Genomic DNA, 14,780 nt, shown 5'->3' with positions numbered 1-14,780 from the left:
TTTGTCTGCTGGGCGGTGTTGTTGTTTGAGCCAGCCAAAGTGTGTAGGACTGTATCGGCGGCGGGGGATGAATCTGAAATACTTTTCTTACCGGTTCGACGAAGGGTGGCAATCACCGTATGGCAATGCTGACCTGTCGGGTTTGCGGCGCGGGGCAGGGGGCTCATCACGGGCCGGTCTTGTGTGCTAGTCTGCGGGCCCTTTTAGTTTTGGATGGCACGGGAAATCGTGCTGTCCTACAGCGGAGCCTCTTCATGTCCGAAGTTAATCTGTCCACCGACGAAACCCGCGTCAGCTACGGTATCGGCCGTCAGTTGGGCGACCAGCTGCGCGACAACCCGCCACCGGGCGTTAGCATCGACGCCATCCTGGCTGGCCTGACCGACGCTTTCGCAGGCAAGCCAAGCCGCGTTGATCAAGAGCAAATGGCTGCCAGCTTCAAAGTTATCCGCGAAATCATGCAAGCCGAAGCGGCTGCCAAGGCTGAAGCGGCTGCTGGCGCTGGCCTGGCGTTCCTGGCTGAAAACGCCAAGCGTGATGGCATCACTACCCTGGCTTCCGGTCTGCAATTTGAAGTGCTGACCGCCGGTGATGGCGCCAAGCCGACCCGTGAAGACCAAGTGCGTACTCACTACCACGGCACTCTGATCGACGGCACTGTGTTCGATAGCTCCTACGAGCGTGGCCAGCCTGCAGAATTCCCGGTTGGCGGCGTGATCGCCGGTTGGACCGAAGCCCTGCAACTGATGAATGCCGGCAGCAAATGGCGTCTGTACGTGCCGAGCGAACTGGCTTACGGCGCTCAAGGCGTTGGCAGCATCCCGCCGCACAGCGTTCTGGTGTTCGACGTTGAGCTGCTCGACGTTCTGTAATACTCGGTAATGTCGGCCCCGGCTTTGTGTGGGAGCTGGCTAGCCTGCGATGGCATCAACTCGGTAGCCGGTATGACCGAGTCATTGGTATCGTGGGCAAGCCCGGCTCCCCCATAAAGCCGGGGCAATCAGTTTTTGCGTGGTGTCTCATGGATGGAACTTGCCATTGAGCTCCGTGGCCGGGCGCAACGCTCGGGCATAGCAGAACAGAAACAGATTGCGCACCACCTCCTTAAGCACTCCAGGTTCACTGGAACTCAGGCCGCTCACGTCCAGGTCGCCCTGGTCCTGCAGCTCATTGAGCGCTTCTTCTTCCAGCACGGCACAGACTTCACCGGTTTCCCGATGCAGGATCCGCAGGTAAGGGTGTGGTCGGTCCAGCCAGGCATCTATCAAATAAGTCATGGTCATTCTCCTTGAGGGATTCAATGAGAATAATTCTTATTAGCGGAATAGCAAGTGCCTATTGGCGATTTGCTGATTTTTCTGTGGGGATAGTGCGTTCGATCAACGGGGAGGGCGAAACGCCATCCCGCGGCGGGCGCGGGATGGATGTAGCAGATTCAGACTTTGCGGACGAACTCTGACTTGAGTTTCATCGGGCCGATACCGTCGATCTTGCAATCGATATCGTGGTCGCCGTCGCACAGGCGGATGTTCTTGACCTTGGTGCCCACTTTGACCACCAGGGAAGTGCCTTTGACCTTGAGGTCCTTGATGACAGTGATGGTGTCGCCGTCTTGCAGGACGTTGCCTACAGAGTCTTTCTTCACGGTTTCATCACCGGCCGCTTCGGCCTCGCCATTGGCGGACCACTCATGGGCGCATTCCGGGCAGATCAGCTGGGCGCCGTCTTCGTAGGTGTATTCGGAATTGCATTTCGGGCAGGGTGGCAACGTGCTCACTAAAGCTCCTTGAAAGTCAGGATGGCTAAAAGTCGCACATTATATAGGGATTTAGAGTGTGGCGGGGGCTTGGATCTAATGGGGGAGCTGGCTTACCTGCCATGCTATCCACTCGGTGTGTCTGTTGTTCCGAGTTGACGCTATCGCAGGCAAACCAGCTCCCACATGAAGCGGAGCAGAATCAGTGAGTACGCGCGACCGCAAACTCACTCAGCTCAACCAGGGCATCCCGGTATTCACTGGCGGGGAGTGCTTCCAGGCACTGGATGGCACGGGCGACGTAGTCACGCGCCAACTGTGCGGTGTAATCCAGGGAGCCCGAGGCTTCCACGGCAGCGCGAATGCTTTCCAGGTCTTCAATCCCGCCTTTCTGGATCGCTTTGCGCACCAGTGCAGCCTGTTCCGGCGTGCCTTCGCGCATGGTGTAGATCAGCGGCAAGGTCGGCTTGCCCTCGGCCAGGTCGTCACCGACGTTCTTGCCCAGGGTTTCGGCGTCGCCACGGTAGTCGAGCAGGTCGTCCACCAGTTGGAACGCCACGCCCAGGTGATCGCCAAAGGTGCGCAGGGCTTCGGCCTGTTCGGCAGTGGCGCCACACAGGGCGGCGGCACTGTGGGTGGAGGCTTCGAAAAGCATCGCGGTTTTGCCGCGAATCACTTCCATGTAGGTTTCTTCGGTGGTGCTGGCATCGCGGACCTTCGACAGCTGCAACACTTCGCCTTCGGCGATGATGCGCGTGGCTTGTGAAAGAATCTTCATCACCGGCATCGAGCCCAGCTCGACCATCATTTCGAACGAGCGTGAATACAGAAAGTCGCCTACCAATACGCTAGGGGCATTGCCCCACATGGCATTGGCGGTCTCCCGGCCACGGCGCATGCCCGACATGTCGACCACGTCGTCATGCAGCAGGGTGGCGGTGTGCAGGAATTCGATAGTAGCTGCCAGCAGGCGCAAGTCATCGCCTTCGCGGCCCAGGGCCTTGCCGCACAGCAACACTAATAAAGGACGCAGGCGTTTGCCGCCCGCCGACGTAATGTAGTCGCCAATTTTGGAGACCAGCGGCACTTTAGACGTCAGCTGCTGCTTGATGATGCCGTCGACGGCGCTAAAATCGTCCGCGACCGCGCGGTAGAAAGCTTGGGGTTGCATCAGCGACAGTCGCTCCAGAAGGGTTGCGCGGCATGCTAGGACCCTCACCCCCGGGTGTCAAGGCGCGCCCAATCACTGTGAAAGCTACTGCGCTCGGTAATCCTGCGTCAAAAACAGGCTCGGAATGCTCATTTACAGCCAGTAAACTCCGCTTCCTCGCCTGTTTTTTCCTTGTCTTCCCTTCGCTCGCTACGCTTTCACGGCGATTGGCGGCTACTTGCATCACCCATTTACCTTGCGTACAATCGCGCACCCTGAACTTCCTGGGCAGCACCTGCCTTACGCAATTGCATTCGGGACGTCCATCCCATGCAGCCATGCCAGCCAATACCTCTTCTTATAAAGCGCTGGGTGAGCAGGATTATCGGAGAAATACCATGTCGTACGCAGTAATTGTTACTGGTGGCAAGCAATACAAGGTCGCCCCAGGTGAATACCTGAAGATCGAAAAACTGGAAATCGCTACTGGCGAATCCGTTACTTTTGATCGCGTTCTGTTGGTCGCCAATGGCGATGACGTGAACATCGGCGCTCCAGTGGTTGCTGGCGCTACCGTTGTGGCTGAAGTGATCTCCCAAGGTCGTCACGATAAAGTCCGCATCATCAAGTTCCGTCGTCGTAAGCACCACATGAAGCGTATGGGCCACCGCCAGTGGTACACCGAGATCAAAATCACCGGTATTCAGGCTTAATTTCAGCCTAATTCCTCACTAGGAGAATTGACTCATGGCACACAAAAAAGCTGGTGGTAGTACCCGTAACGGTCGCGACTCAGAAGCCAAACGCCTTGGCGTTAAGATGTATGGCGGCCAGAAAATCATTCCGGGCAACATCATCGTGCGTCAGCGCGGCACCCAATTCCACGCCGGTTACGGTGTTGGCATGGGTAAAGATCACACCCTCTTCGCGAAAATCGAAGGCGTGATCAAGTTTGAAGTAAAAGGCGCGTTCAACCGCCGTTACGTGAGCGTTGTCGCCGCTTAATTGCGCGATCGCTGGAAAAGCCCTGTCTCGCGACGGGGCTTTTTCGTTTGTGGAGTGAGTCTCTTGCAAAGCTGTTTGTAATGGGCTCAGGCGCTGGATTTGCGGTCGTTATTGAGGTCGCTGCGCTCATTTTTGCAAGAGTCTTATGTCTTGGTTTCTTAAGCTCGTCCATGCGACGAGAGGCGTTTTGTTATGAAGTTCGTTGATGAAGTTTCCATCCGAGTAAAAGCAGGCGACGGCGGTAACGGTTGCATGAGTTTCCGTCGCGAAAAATTCATCGAAAACGGTGGCCCCAACGGCGGTGACGGCGGTGACGGCGGTTCCATCTACATGATGGCCGACGAAAACCTCAACACCCTGGTCGACTACCGTTACACCCGGCACTTCGATGCCGAGCGTGGCTCCAACGGCGGCAGCACCGACTGCACCGGTAAAAAGGGCGAAGACCTGGTACTGCGCGTACCGGTCGGCACCACGATCATCGACTCCGCTACCCAGGAAGTGATTGGCGACCTGACCAAGGCCGGCCAAAAGCTGATGGTTGTGCAGGGCGGCTGGCACGGTCTGGGTAACACCCGATTCAAGTCCAGTACCAACCGTGCACCACGCCAGACCACGCCGGGCAAGCCGGGCGAGCAGCGTGACCTGAAACTCGAAATGAAAGTATTGGCCGACGTAGGCCTGTTGGGTTTGCCGAACGCCGGCAAAAGTACCTTCATCCGCTCGGTCTCGGCCGCCAAGCCGAAAGTCGCCGACTACCCGTTCACCACCCTGGTGCCGAACCTGGGTGTGGTCAGCGTCGATCGCTGGAAAAGCTTCGTGGTCGCCGACATTCCTGGCTTGATCGAAGGTGCTTCCGACGGCGCAGGCCTGGGGATTCGCTTCCTCAAGCACTTGTCGCGTACCCGTTTGCTGCTGCATCTCGTCGACATGGCGCCGCTGGATGACACCAGCGCACCGGACGCCGCCGAAGTGATCGTCAGCGAACTGACCAAGTTCAGCCCGGCCCTGGCCGAGCGTGATCGCTGGCTGGTACTGAACAAGTGCGACCAGATCCTGGAAGAAGAGCACGAAGAGCGCGTCAAGGAAATCGTCGATCGCCTGGAGTGGGAAGGTCCGGTCTACGTGATCTCGGCCATCGCCAAAGAAGGTACCGAGCGTCTGTGCCGCGACATCATGCGCTACCTGGAAGACCGCGCCGACCGCTTGGCGGCTGACCCGGTATTCAAGGCCGAACTGGCCGAACTCGATCAGCAGATCGAAGACGAAGCCCGCGCTCAGTTGCAGGCTCTGGACGACCAGCGTGCCCTGCGCCGCAGCGGCGTGAAGTCGGTCCATGACATCGGCGACGATGATTGGGACGAAGAAGACGTGGATGATGAAGACGGTCCGGAAATCATTTACGTGCGCGACTGATTCGTTGCAGTAAACTTAAGCGCCGCTCACTCGAGCGGCGTTTTGGTATCTGGGTTTTATGCAGTCAGGAATGTAGTCACGAATAACGTTATGGGCGGCGCTGGGTCGCGCGGCCCTCACTCTAAGGTTGAAGATGATGCGGAGCAAAGTGACAGGTGCGCAGCGCTGGGTCGTAAAGATCGGAAGTGCGCTGTTGACGGCAGATGGCAAAGGTCTGGATCGCGCAGCCATGAGCGTCTGGGTCGAGCAGATGGTGGCCTTGCATGAGGCCGGTGTCGAGTTGGTGCTGGTGTCGTCCGGGGCCGTTGCCGCCGGGATGAGCCGCCTCGGCTGGACCGCGCGACCCAGCGCGATGCACGAACTGCAAGCCGCCGCCGCCATCGGCCAAATGGGCCTGGTGCAAGCCTGGGAATCCAGCTTCGCCGAGCACGGCCGCCACACGGCGCAGATCCTGCTGACCCACGACGACCTGTCCGACCGCAAGCGCTACCTCAACGCTCGCAGCACCTTGCGCGCGCTCGTGGAGCTCAAGGTGATCCCGGTGATCAACGAGAACGACACGGTGGTCACCGACGAGATCCGTTTTGGTGACAACGACACCCTGGCCGCACTGGTGGCCAACCTGGTGGAGGCTGACCTGCTGGTGATCCTCACCGACCGTGACGGCATGTTCGACGCCGACCCGCGCAACAACCCCGACGCCCAGTTGATCTACGAAGCCCGCGCCGATGACCCGGCGCTGGACGCCGTGGCCGGCAGTGTCGGCGGCGCCCTGGGCCGTGGCGGTATGCAGACCAAGCTGCGTGCAGCGCGCCTGGCTGCGCGTTCCGGCGCCCACACCATCATCGTCGGTGGGCGCCTGGAGCGGGTGCTGGACCGCCTCAAGGCCGGAGAGCGCATCGGTACGCTGCTGTCGCCGGAACGTGGCATGTTGGCGGCGCGCAAGCAGTGGTTGGCCGGTCATCTGCAAACCCGTGGCACGCTGGTGCTGGACGAAGGCGCCGTGTCGGCGTTGTCCCAAGGCAACAAGAGCCTGCTGCCGGTGGGCGTCAAATTGGTGCAGGGCAGCTTCCGCCGTGGTGAGATGGTGGTGTGCGTGGCGCCGGACGGTCGTGAGATCGCCCGTGGCCTGGCCAACTACAGTGCCCTGGAAGCGCAGAAAATAATTGGACAATCGTCTGAAGCGATTGTCGGACTCCTGGGTTACATGGCGGAACCGGAACTGGTGCACCGCGATAACCTGATCCTGGTCTAAACAAAGGAAATATACGATGCGAGTCATGAAGGGTTTGCTCGGCCTGCTGCTGGTCATGCCGCTGCTGGCCAGCGCTGAAGAAATCGGCCAGGTGTCAACGGTATTCAAATTCGTCGGCCCCAACGACCGGATCGTGGTCGAGGCGTTCGATGACCCCAAGGTCGACGGCGTGACCTGCTACCTGTCGCGCGCCAAGACCGGCGGCGTGAAAGGCGGGCTGGGCCTGGCCGAAGACCGCGCCGAGGCCTCGATTGCCTGCCGCCAGGTTGGCCCGATTCATTTCAAGGGCGAGCTCAAGGATGGCGACGAAGTGTTCAAGGAGCGCACCTCGCTGGTGTTCAAGACCATGCAGGTGGTGCGCTTCCTCGACAAGAAGCGCAATACCTTGGTGTATCTGGTCTATAGCGACCGTCTGATCGAAGGCAGCCCGCAGAATGCGGTCACCGCTATTCCAATTTTGCCATGGCCAACGGCGCAGTAACCGGCGGGCGAGTTTTTCAATCGGCGTCTATGATTGCAGGCTTGCGGTCTGTAATCTCGAACTGCCGCAATGCGAAGAACATGGGATATCTGGAGTTCGTCATGAGTGCTTTCCACGATCTGAAACTCAAAGCTTTAGACGGACAAGACCTGCCGCTGGCGCCCTACAAAGGGCAGGTTGTGCTGGTAGTCAACGTCGCCTCCAAATGTGGCTTGACCCCGCAATACGCGGCGCTGGAAAACCTCTACCAGCAGTACAAAGGCCAGGGTTTTACCGTGCTTGGCCTGCCCTGCAACCAGTTTGCAGGCCAGGAGCCGGGCAGTGAGGAGGAGATCCAGGCGTTCTGCAGCTTGAATTATGGCGTGACGTTCCCGTTGGGCAGCAAGCTTGACGTCAATGGCCACGACCGTCATCAGCTCTATCGCTTGCTGGCGGGCGAGGGCGCCGAGTTTCCAGGGGATATCACCTGGAACTTCGAAAAATTCCTGCTGGGCAAAGACGGGCGAGTGCTCGCGCGATTCTCGCCCCGCACGGCGCCGGATGATCCAACGGTCGTCCAGGCCATCGAAAAAGCCCTGAGCTAAATCGTTCCTGCCGAAGGTGAGGGAGCAAACGCCCTCGCCGCAGGTTAGCGGCACCTGACTTCCCTCGCTTTTACCCCTTAATCACCCAGATCAATAGTGCTACCCAGCACTGCGCGCTCTCCATATTATCCACATCATAAACACCTCTTCTGTGGAGTGCTCCCATGCCTGTCCAAGCCTTGTTCAAACCGTTCCAGCTCGGTGCACTGCAGCTTTCGAGCCGTGTGGTGATGGCGCCGATGACCCGTTCGTTCTCGCCAGGTGGCGTGCCGAATTCCAAGGTTATCGAATACTATCGCCGCCGCGCCGCCGCCGGCGTAGGGCTGATCATCACCGAAGGTACTGTGGTCGGCCATCAAGCCTCCAACGGCTACCCGAACGTCCCGCATTTTTACGGTGAAGCCGCGTTGGCCGGCTGGAAGAAAGTGGTCGATGCCGTGCACGCAGAAGGCGGCAAGATTGTCCCGCAGTTGTGGCACGTGGGCAGCGTGCGCCGTATCGGTACCGAGCCTGATGCCAGCGTGCCGGCCTACGGTCCGATGGAAAAGCTCAAGGATGGCAACGTGGTGGTCCACGGCATGACCACCCAGGACATCAAGGACGTGATCAACGCCTTTGCCCAAGCCGCCAAGGATGCTCAGAGCATCGGCATGGACGGCGTGGAGATTCACGGCGCCCACGGTTACCTGGTCGACCAGTTCTTCTGGGAAGGCAGCAACCAGCGCACCGACGAATATGGCGGTAGCCTGGCCAATCGTTCGCGCTTTGCCATCGAGTTGATCCAGGCCACCCGCGCTGCCGTGGGCCCGGATTTCCCGATCATCCTGCGTTTCTCTCAGTGGAAGCAGCAGGATTACACCGCACGCCTGGTGCAAACCCCTGAAGCCCTGGGTGAATTCCTCAAGCCGCTGTCTGACGCCGGTGTCGATATTTTCCACTGTTCCACCCGTCGTTTCTGGGAGCCGGAGTTCGAAGGTTCCGACCTCAACCTGGCGGGCTGGACCCGTCAGCTCACCGGGAAACCGACCATCACTGTCGGCAGTGTCGGTCTGGATGGTGAGTTCCTGCAGTTCATGGTCAACACCGACAAGGTTGCGCAGCCGGCCAGCCTGGAGAAACTGCTGGAGCGCCTTAACAACGACGAATTCGACCTGGTGGCTGTAGGCCGTGCCTTGCTGGTGGACCCGGACTGGGCCGTGAAGGTGCGTGAAGGTCGTGAAGGCGACATTCTGCCGTTCAGTCGTGAGGCGTTGACGACGTTGGTGTAAGTGGCGCCCGCGAGCGTGATCTGACAGCCAACACCCTGTCAGATCAAACGCGACTGCGCGGCAATCACCGGTTGCTCGCCGCACACCCCGCGCAGGTGGCGCTCGAACTGCTCGATAATCGCCGGCCAGCCCTGGCGGCTGGCATGTTGGCGAGCATTCAAGCGCATGCGGCGCAAGCTCTCGGCATCCTCCAGCAGCCAGTTGGCCGCATCGCAAAACGCATCCTCATCCCCTGGCATCGCCAGCACGCCGTTGTAGCCATGGCGAATATGCTGGGTCGCGGCGGCCTGGTCGTAGGCCACCACCCCCAATCCCGAGGCCATGGCTTCCAGCACCACGTTGCCGAAGGTTTCGGTCAGGCTGGGGAACAGGAACACATCACCGGACGCGTAATGCCGAGCCAGTTCTTCGCCGCGCAGGGCGCCGCAGAAAATCGCCTCGGGCAGTTCCTTTTCCATCATTGCCCGTTGCGGGCCATCACCCACGATGATCAGTTTCATCTGGCGCAGTGGGTAAGTGTCTTGCAAGGTTTCGAAGCAGCGTTTGAGCAACCCCAGGTTCTTTTCCTGCGCCAGTCGGCCCACATGCAGCACGGCGATTTGATCACTGTTCAGTACCCAGCTTTCACGCAGCGCGTTATCGCGCTTGGCGGGGTGGAACAATTGGCTATCGACCCCGCGAGAGAGCATCCCCAAACGCTCGAAATTTCGACGCTCCAACTCCAGGCGTTGGCTGGCGCTGGGAACCAGGGTCAGGCTCGAGCGGTTGTGAAACCAACGCAGGTAGTGGGTCACCATACGGCTCAATATGCTCAAACCGTATTGGTTGGAGTACTGCTGGAAATTGGTGTGAAAACCGCTGACCACGCTGATCCCCAGACGACGCGCTGCGCGCAACGCGGATAAACCCAGTGGCCCTTCCGTGGCGATGTACAGCACGTCCGGGCGTTGGCGAGTCCAGCGTCGCAGCAATTTGTGCATCGACGACTGGCCCCATTGCAGGCCGGGGTAGCCTGGCAGCGGCCAGCCGCGGCACAGCAGCAATTCGTCGTCGCTGGGGCGGCTCTGGTCGGCACCCTGGCGCGGGCGCACCAACTCCACCTGATGGCCGCGCGCGCGCAAACCCTCACACAGGCGGCCAAGGGTATTGGCCACCCCGTTGATTTCCGGCGGGAAGGTTTCGGTAATCAGGGTGATGTGAAGCGAAGCTGTCGTCATGACCCACAGTGTCACTGTGGGCCATGTCGTCATTGTGTCACTGGGATGATGGATTTATGACGTGGCCACATTTTGCCGTGCCATGGCCTCAGCACCTTGCTCGCGCACCCAGAACAGCGTGGCCCCGGCCACCGCCGCCGGCATCATCAGCAGGTTCACCACCGGCACCAGCAGCACTAGATAGACGATGCCGCCGAAGCTCATGCTCTGCCAGCGTTTCTGGCGCAGCCAGGCGAGCATTTCGTTCCAGCCCAGCTTGTGGTTGTCCGCCGGGTAGTCGATGTACTGGATCGCCATCATCCACACGCCAAACAGCAGCCACAGCGGTGCGGCGATCAGGTTGAACACCGGAATGAACGACAGGATAAACAGGCCGATGGCCCTGGGCAGGAAGTAACCCAGCTTGCGCATTTCCCGCGCGAGGGTGCGCGGGACCATGGCAATCAGCTCACCCCAACTGAAGGGCGGGAAGTCATCGGTGCCGCGTACTACGACCTCAACCTTCTCCGCAAGAAAACCGTTGAACGGTGCGGCAATGACATTGGCGAGCATGGTGAAGGTAAAAAACACCATCAACACCACGAGCACGACAAACAGCGGCCACAAGATGTAGCTGAGGAAGCTCAGCCAGCCAGGCAGTGTCGGCATCAAGGTGTCGACCCACAGGCTGAACTGATGGCCGGCGAAATAGATCAAACCGACGAACAGCACCAGGTTGATCGCCAATGGCAGCAGCACAAATAGACGCAGGCCAGGGCTCAACACCAGTTTGAGGCCTTCACGCAGGTATTGCGGGCCGGAAAGAGCAGGGGCAGGCATGGAGAACTCCGAGCAGGATGACGAACGGGCCGACCTTACCGGCTTTGCATTCAACGCGAAAGCGCGGTCGGTGTGACGACATCAAAGGTAACAAAGGTGTCGATTAACCGAGCCGACTGCATAGAGACCGCCTATGAGCTGGATTGTTATTCCGTATTTCCTTAATCTTGCCCCCCTCGATACGCTGCACCCATTATTTTTCAGGACCTGCGAGTTCAAGCCTTCCCCAAGTGCTTCGCGGTCCTTTTTTATTCCAGCCGCCTTGTTGTCCGGGTGGTCGATAGGAGTGAGTCATGTCTGATACCCGTCATTCGCGAGTGATTATTCTCGGTTCCGGCCCTGCCGGTTACAGCGCTGCCGTCTACGCTGCCCGGGCCAACCTCAAGCCGCTGCTGATCACCGGCATGCAGGCGGGCGGTCAGTTGACCACCACCACTGAAGTCGACAACTGGCCGGGCGACGTCCACGGTCTGACCGGCCCGGTGCTGATGGAGCGTATGAAAGAACACGCCGAGCGCTTCGAAACCGAGATCGTTTTTGACCACATCAATAAAGTCGATTTCTCCAAGAAACCTTACAGCCTGACCGGCGACAGCGGCGTCTACACCTGTGACGCGTTGATCATCGCCACCGGCGCCAGCGCCCGTTACCTGGGCCTGCCTTCCGAAGAGGCGTTCATGGGCAAGGGCGTTTCGGCCTGCGCGACCTGCGACGGTTTCTTCTATCGCAACAAGCCGGTCGCCGTGGTCGGTGGCGGTAATACCGCCGTGGAAGAGGCGCTGTACCTGGCCAACATCGCCAGCACCGTGACCCTGGTTCACCGCCGTGAAACCTTCCGCGCCGAGAAGATCCTGATCGACAAGCTGCACGCCCGTGTCGCTGAAGGCAAGATCATCCTCAAGCTCAACGCCACCCTGGATGAAGTCCTGGGCGACAATATGGGCGTGACCGGTGCTCGCCTGAAAAACAACGACGGCGGCTTCGACGAGTTGAAAGTCGACGGCGTGTTCATCGCCATCGGCCACACCCCGAACACTTCGCTGTTCGAAGGCGTGCTGGAAGCCAAAGACGGTTACCTGGTGGTGCAGGGCGGCCGTGAAGGCAACGCCACCGCCACCAACATCGAAGGTATCTTTGCCGCCGGTGACGTGGCCGACCACGTCTACCGCCAGGCCATCACCTCGGCCGGCGCCGGTTGCATGGCGGCCCTGGATGCCGAGCGTTACCTCGACGGTTTGAAGGACGCTGCGTTCTAAATCCGTTGAAATAAAAAAACCGGCTGAGAGGCCGGTTTTTTTATGCGCAGGATTTAGCTGGCGGCGTAAACCCCTGTGGGAGCTGGCTTGCCTGCGATAGCGGTGTGTCAGTCACCATCGCCATCGCGGGCAAGCCCGGCTCCCACAGGGACCGCGTTTCCAGATTGGATCAGCGGCGGGTCAGTGGCTGACCGGCAAATTTCACACCGGCCAAACCATGCGCAATCAACGCGCGAATATTGCTGTGATCACTGCCCTCAGGCGTCGCCACCACTGAACGGTAATGCTCACCAAATGCCAGCAACGCTTGCTGATCGCTCAAGCCTTCCAGCAGCGCCAGCCCCAGGGTCTTGCACGAGCCTTCGTTTTGACCGGCGGCGTTTTCCACGCTGCCGTTGGTGAAAGCTTGCGGCTGGTAGTCGTAACCGGTGGCGATAAAGGCCAGTGTGTCGGCAAACAGGTGTTCGCCGCTGTCGAGGCTGGCGCGCAGGGTGTTCAGGTCAGTCATGGGGTTTTCCTTTGGCAAACGCCGCCTGTTGGTCGGCGTTGGCTTCTTTCTGGTATTGGGCTTTCCACTCGGCGTACGGCATGCCGTACACCACTTCACGGGCGTCATCGAGGCTCAGCTCGATGTGGCGCTCATCGGCCTCGGCCTTGTACCACTTGGACAAGCAGTTGCGGCAGAAGCCCGAGAGGTTCATCAGGTCGATGTTCTGCACATCCTTGCGGCTGTCCAGGTGCGCCACCAACCGGCGGAAGGCGGCGGCTTCGAGTTCGAGGCGTTGTTGGTCGTTCATAGAGGTCTCTTCGAGACAGCTTTCAGCGCACAAGCTTCAAGCTGCAAGTTGGAATGCGTATGGCTTCTAGCTTAAAGCTTGCGGCTAGCGGCTTGCAGCCAGGGTTATTGAAACCGACTCGGCAAAACGCAGCGCGTGGGGCTTGTCCACTTCGACTTCGGCGTACAGCACCGATTCGTTGCTCATCACCAGGTCCAGCAACTCCTGGGTCAGGCGCTCCAGCAGGGCGAAGCGGTTGCCTTCCACGTGGGCGATAATGGCCTTGGTGATGGTGCGATAATTCAGCGCGTGGTCGATATCGTTGTCGCGCACGGCTTCCTGAGCGGCATACAGGATGGTCAGGTTGATCAGCACGTCCTGCTTGTTGAGGATCTCATCCTCGTTGATACCGATAAAGGTGCGCAGGCACAGGTCTTTGACCCGGATGCGCGCCATGCCTGGTTGAAGTTGTGGCATTGCTACTTGCTCCGTCCGATCAGTTGCAGGAACTCCATGCGCGTGGTGTTCGACTCGCGGAAAGCGCCGAGCATCACCGAGGTGTTCATGGTTGAATTCTGTTTTTCCACGCCGCGCATCATCATGCACATGTGCTTGGCTTCGATCACCACGGCCACGCCGGCGGCCTGGGTGACCTGCTGGATGGCGTCGGCGATTTGCCGCGTGAGGTTTTCCTGGATCTGCAGGCGCCGCGCGTACATGTCGACAATGCGCGCCAGTTTCGACAGGCCGAGCACCTTGCCGGTCGGAATATAGGCTACATGGGCCTTGCCGATAAAGGGCAGCAGATGGTGCTCGCAGAGTGAATACAGCTCGATATCCTTGAGGATCACCATCTCGTCATTGTCGGACGCGAACAGCGCGCCGTTGACGATTTCGTCCAGGTTCTGCTCGTAGCCATGACACAAGTACTGCATGGCCTTGGCAGCGCGCTTGGGGGTGTCGAGCAAGCCTTCGCGTTCCGGGTCTTCGCCCAGGCCTTCGAGGATTTCACGGTAGTGTTGGGGCAGGGACAAGTTCATACAACATCCTCACAAACGGCTTACTTGATATGCCGCCCGCCGTTGACGGTCAGGGTGGTACCGGTGACATAGGGGTTGTCCAGCAGGTAACGCACGCTCTGGTAGATCACCTCCGGCCCAGGCTCGAGGCCGAGTGCCGATTTGGCCAGGACCTTGGCGCGATAGGTCGCGTCATCGCCTTCGTTGAACATCACCATCGCCGGGGCGATGCCGTTGACCTTGATCGTTGGCGCGAACTGCGCGGCAAATGACAACGTGAGGCTGTCCAGGCCTGCCTTGGTGGCGCAATAGGCGATGTGTTGGCGGCTGCCCTTGCGCACCACGTCATCGCTGATATGCACGATATCGGCGGGTGAAGAGCGTTGCAGCAAAGGTGAACAATGCAGGTTGATCAAGTACGGCGCAAGCATGTGCACGCTGAACATGTCGGTAAACGCGCGGCTTTCGTCGCCGGGCGTTTCTGCGACCCACGCCGAAGCGTTGTGGATGATCGCGCGCAGGCTGTCGGTATGGGTTTTGAGTGCGGCGATGAAGGCCAGGATCCCGGCTTCACTGGAGAAATCGGCAAACACGCCGAGCGCACCACGCTCACGCAAGGCCGCAACGCCTGGGCGTTCGCTGCGGTAGCTGAAAATCACCGAATGGCCCTCGTCCAGCAGGCGTTCGGCGCAATGCAGGCCGACACGCTGGCCGGCACCGGTAATCAGGATCGGGGCGTTCGTTGCAGTCATGGGAGGCTCAAGTCGCTGGCAGATTG

19 protein-coding genes are annotated in these 14,780 nt (G+C 59.5%); 9 read left to right on the top strand and 10 right to left on the bottom strand.

Features of this window, described 5'->3' with window-relative positions; genetic code table 11:
- Window positions 1-254 precede the first annotated feature (254 nt).
- On the top strand, window positions 255-872 hold the full coding sequence (locus tag A7J50_RS24555) for an FKBP-type peptidyl-prolyl cis-trans isomerase (RefSeq protein WP_053257950.1): 618 nt from the start codon (window positions 255-257) through the stop codon (window positions 870-872).
- A gap of 147 nt (window positions 873-1,019) precedes the next feature.
- Here A7J50_RS24555 and A7J50_RS24550 read toward each other — a convergent pair whose 3' ends face one another.
- The 3 genes from A7J50_RS24550 to A7J50_RS24540 all read right to left on the bottom strand — a co-directional run bounded on the left by A7J50_RS24550 (window position 1,020) and on the right by A7J50_RS24540 (window position 2,927).
- A complete protein-coding gene (locus tag A7J50_RS24550) occupies window positions 1,020-1,277 on the bottom strand; it encodes a hypothetical protein (protein WP_064454108.1) in 258 nt (85 codons plus the stop codon).
- Window positions 1,278-1,435: 158 nt separating this feature from the next.
- The gene (locus tag A7J50_RS24545; protein ID WP_017254008.1) at window positions 1,436-1,777 is read right to left on the bottom strand and encodes a zinc ribbon domain-containing protein YjdM; all 342 of its coding nucleotides are present in this window, start codon (window positions 1,775-1,777) and stop codon (window positions 1,436-1,438) included.
- A 181-nt stretch (window positions 1,778-1,958) separates the two neighbouring features.
- Window positions 1,959-2,927 carry a polyprenyl synthetase family protein gene (locus tag A7J50_RS24540; RefSeq protein WP_053257947.1) on the bottom strand — a complete coding sequence of 323 codons (969 nt, stop codon included), beginning with the start codon at window positions 2,925-2,927 and terminating at the stop codon, window positions 1,959-1,961.
- Between the two features lie 377 nt (window positions 2,928-3,304).
- Here A7J50_RS24540 and rplU point away from each other — a divergent pair, with 377 nt between their 5' ends.
- From rplU to A7J50_RS24505, 7 genes are all read left to right on the top strand, one after another.
- A complete protein-coding gene (gene rplU / locus A7J50_RS24535; RefSeq protein ID WP_003176051.1) occupies window positions 3,305-3,619 on the top strand; it encodes a 50S ribosomal protein L21 in 315 nt (104 codons plus the stop codon).
- Window positions 3,620-3,653: 34 nt separating this feature from the next.
- A complete protein-coding gene (gene rpmA / locus A7J50_RS24530; RefSeq protein WP_003176049.1) occupies window positions 3,654-3,911 on the top strand; it encodes a 50S ribosomal protein L27 in 258 nt (85 codons plus the stop codon).
- A gap of 192 nt (window positions 3,912-4,103) precedes the next feature.
- Entirely contained in the window at window positions 4,104-5,327 is a 1,224-nt protein-coding gene (gene cgtA / locus A7J50_RS24525) for an Obg family GTPase CgtA (RefSeq protein WP_064454107.1), read from the top strand.
- A gap of 136 nt (window positions 5,328-5,463) precedes the next feature.
- Entirely contained in the window at window positions 5,464-6,582 is a 1,119-nt protein-coding gene (gene proB / locus A7J50_RS24520) for a glutamate 5-kinase (RefSeq protein ID WP_064454106.1), read from the top strand.
- A 16-nt stretch (window positions 6,583-6,598) separates the two neighbouring features.
- Window positions 6,599-7,063: a CreA family protein gene (locus A7J50_RS24515; protein ID WP_064454105.1), complete on the top strand. Its 465-nt coding sequence runs from the start codon at window positions 6,599-6,601 to the stop codon at window positions 7,061-7,063.
- A gap of 101 nt (window positions 7,064-7,164) precedes the next feature.
- On the top strand, window positions 7,165-7,647 hold the full coding sequence (locus tag A7J50_RS24510) for a glutathione peroxidase (protein WP_064454104.1): 483 nt from the start codon (window positions 7,165-7,167) through the stop codon (window positions 7,645-7,647).
- Between the two features lie 164 nt (window positions 7,648-7,811).
- Window positions 7,812-8,915, top strand: a complete 1,104-nt coding sequence (locus tag A7J50_RS24505) for an NADH:flavin oxidoreductase (protein WP_064454103.1) — start codon at window positions 7,812-7,814, stop codon at window positions 8,913-8,915.
- Between the two features lie 38 nt (window positions 8,916-8,953).
- Here the strand turns inward: A7J50_RS24505 and A7J50_RS24500 are convergent, their stop codons facing one another.
- Both A7J50_RS24500 and cysZ read right to left on the bottom strand, forming a co-directional pair.
- The gene (locus A7J50_RS24500) at window positions 8,954-10,132 is read right to left on the bottom strand and encodes a glycosyltransferase family 4 protein (protein ID WP_064454102.1); all 1,179 of its coding nucleotides are present in this window, start codon (window positions 10,130-10,132) and stop codon (window positions 8,954-8,956) included.
- A 54-nt stretch (window positions 10,133-10,186) separates the two neighbouring features.
- Complete coding sequence (cysZ, locus tag A7J50_RS24495) at window positions 10,187-10,951, bottom strand: sulfate transporter CysZ (RefSeq protein ID WP_064454101.1); 765 nt, start codon at window positions 10,949-10,951, stop codon at window positions 10,187-10,189.
- 293 nt (window positions 10,952-11,244) lie between these two features.
- Between cysZ and trxB the strand changes: the two genes are divergently transcribed.
- Window positions 11,245-12,207, top strand: coding sequence for a thioredoxin-disulfide reductase (gene trxB, locus A7J50_RS24490; RefSeq protein WP_064454100.1), 963 nt, complete (start codon window positions 11,245-11,247; stop codon window positions 12,205-12,207).
- 169 nt (window positions 12,208-12,376) lie between these two features.
- On the opposite strand, the gene A7J50_RS24485 is transcribed toward trxB, so the two are convergent.
- From A7J50_RS24485 to folM, 5 genes are all read right to left on the bottom strand, one after another.
- Window positions 12,377-12,715 (bottom strand): HopJ type III effector protein, encoded by a 339-nt coding sequence (locus A7J50_RS24485; RefSeq protein ID WP_064454099.1) that lies wholly within the window; start codon window positions 12,713-12,715, stop codon window positions 12,377-12,379.
- The gene (locus tag A7J50_RS24480) at window positions 12,708-13,004 is read right to left on the bottom strand and encodes a DUF1244 domain-containing protein (protein ID WP_064454098.1); all 297 of its coding nucleotides are present in this window, start codon (window positions 13,002-13,004) and stop codon (window positions 12,708-12,710) included. The genes A7J50_RS24485 and A7J50_RS24480 overlap by 8 nt, the downstream gene beginning before the upstream one ends.
- Window positions 13,005-13,088: 84 nt before the next feature.
- On the bottom strand, window positions 13,089-13,460 hold the full coding sequence (gene folX, locus A7J50_RS24475; protein WP_003194073.1) for a dihydroneopterin triphosphate 2'-epimerase: 372 nt from the start codon (window positions 13,458-13,460) through the stop codon (window positions 13,089-13,091).
- Between the two features lie 2 nt (window positions 13,461-13,462).
- Entirely contained in the window at window positions 13,463-14,023 is a 561-nt protein-coding gene (gene folE, locus A7J50_RS24470; protein WP_064454097.1) for a GTP cyclohydrolase I FolE, read from the bottom strand.
- A 20-nt stretch (window positions 14,024-14,043) separates the two neighbouring features.
- Entirely contained in the window at window positions 14,044-14,754 is a 711-nt protein-coding gene (gene folM, locus A7J50_RS24465; protein WP_064454096.1) for a dihydromonapterin reductase, read from the bottom strand.
- Between the last annotated feature and the right edge of the window lie 26 nt (window positions 14,755-14,780).

Origin of the sequence: Pseudomonas antarctica (assembly GCF_001647715.1) — a bacterium.
GTDB lineage: Bacteria > Pseudomonadota > Gammaproteobacteria > Pseudomonadales > Pseudomonadaceae > Aquipseudomonas > Aquipseudomonas antarctica_A.
This window is presented reverse-complemented; position numbering and strand designations above follow the sequence as displayed.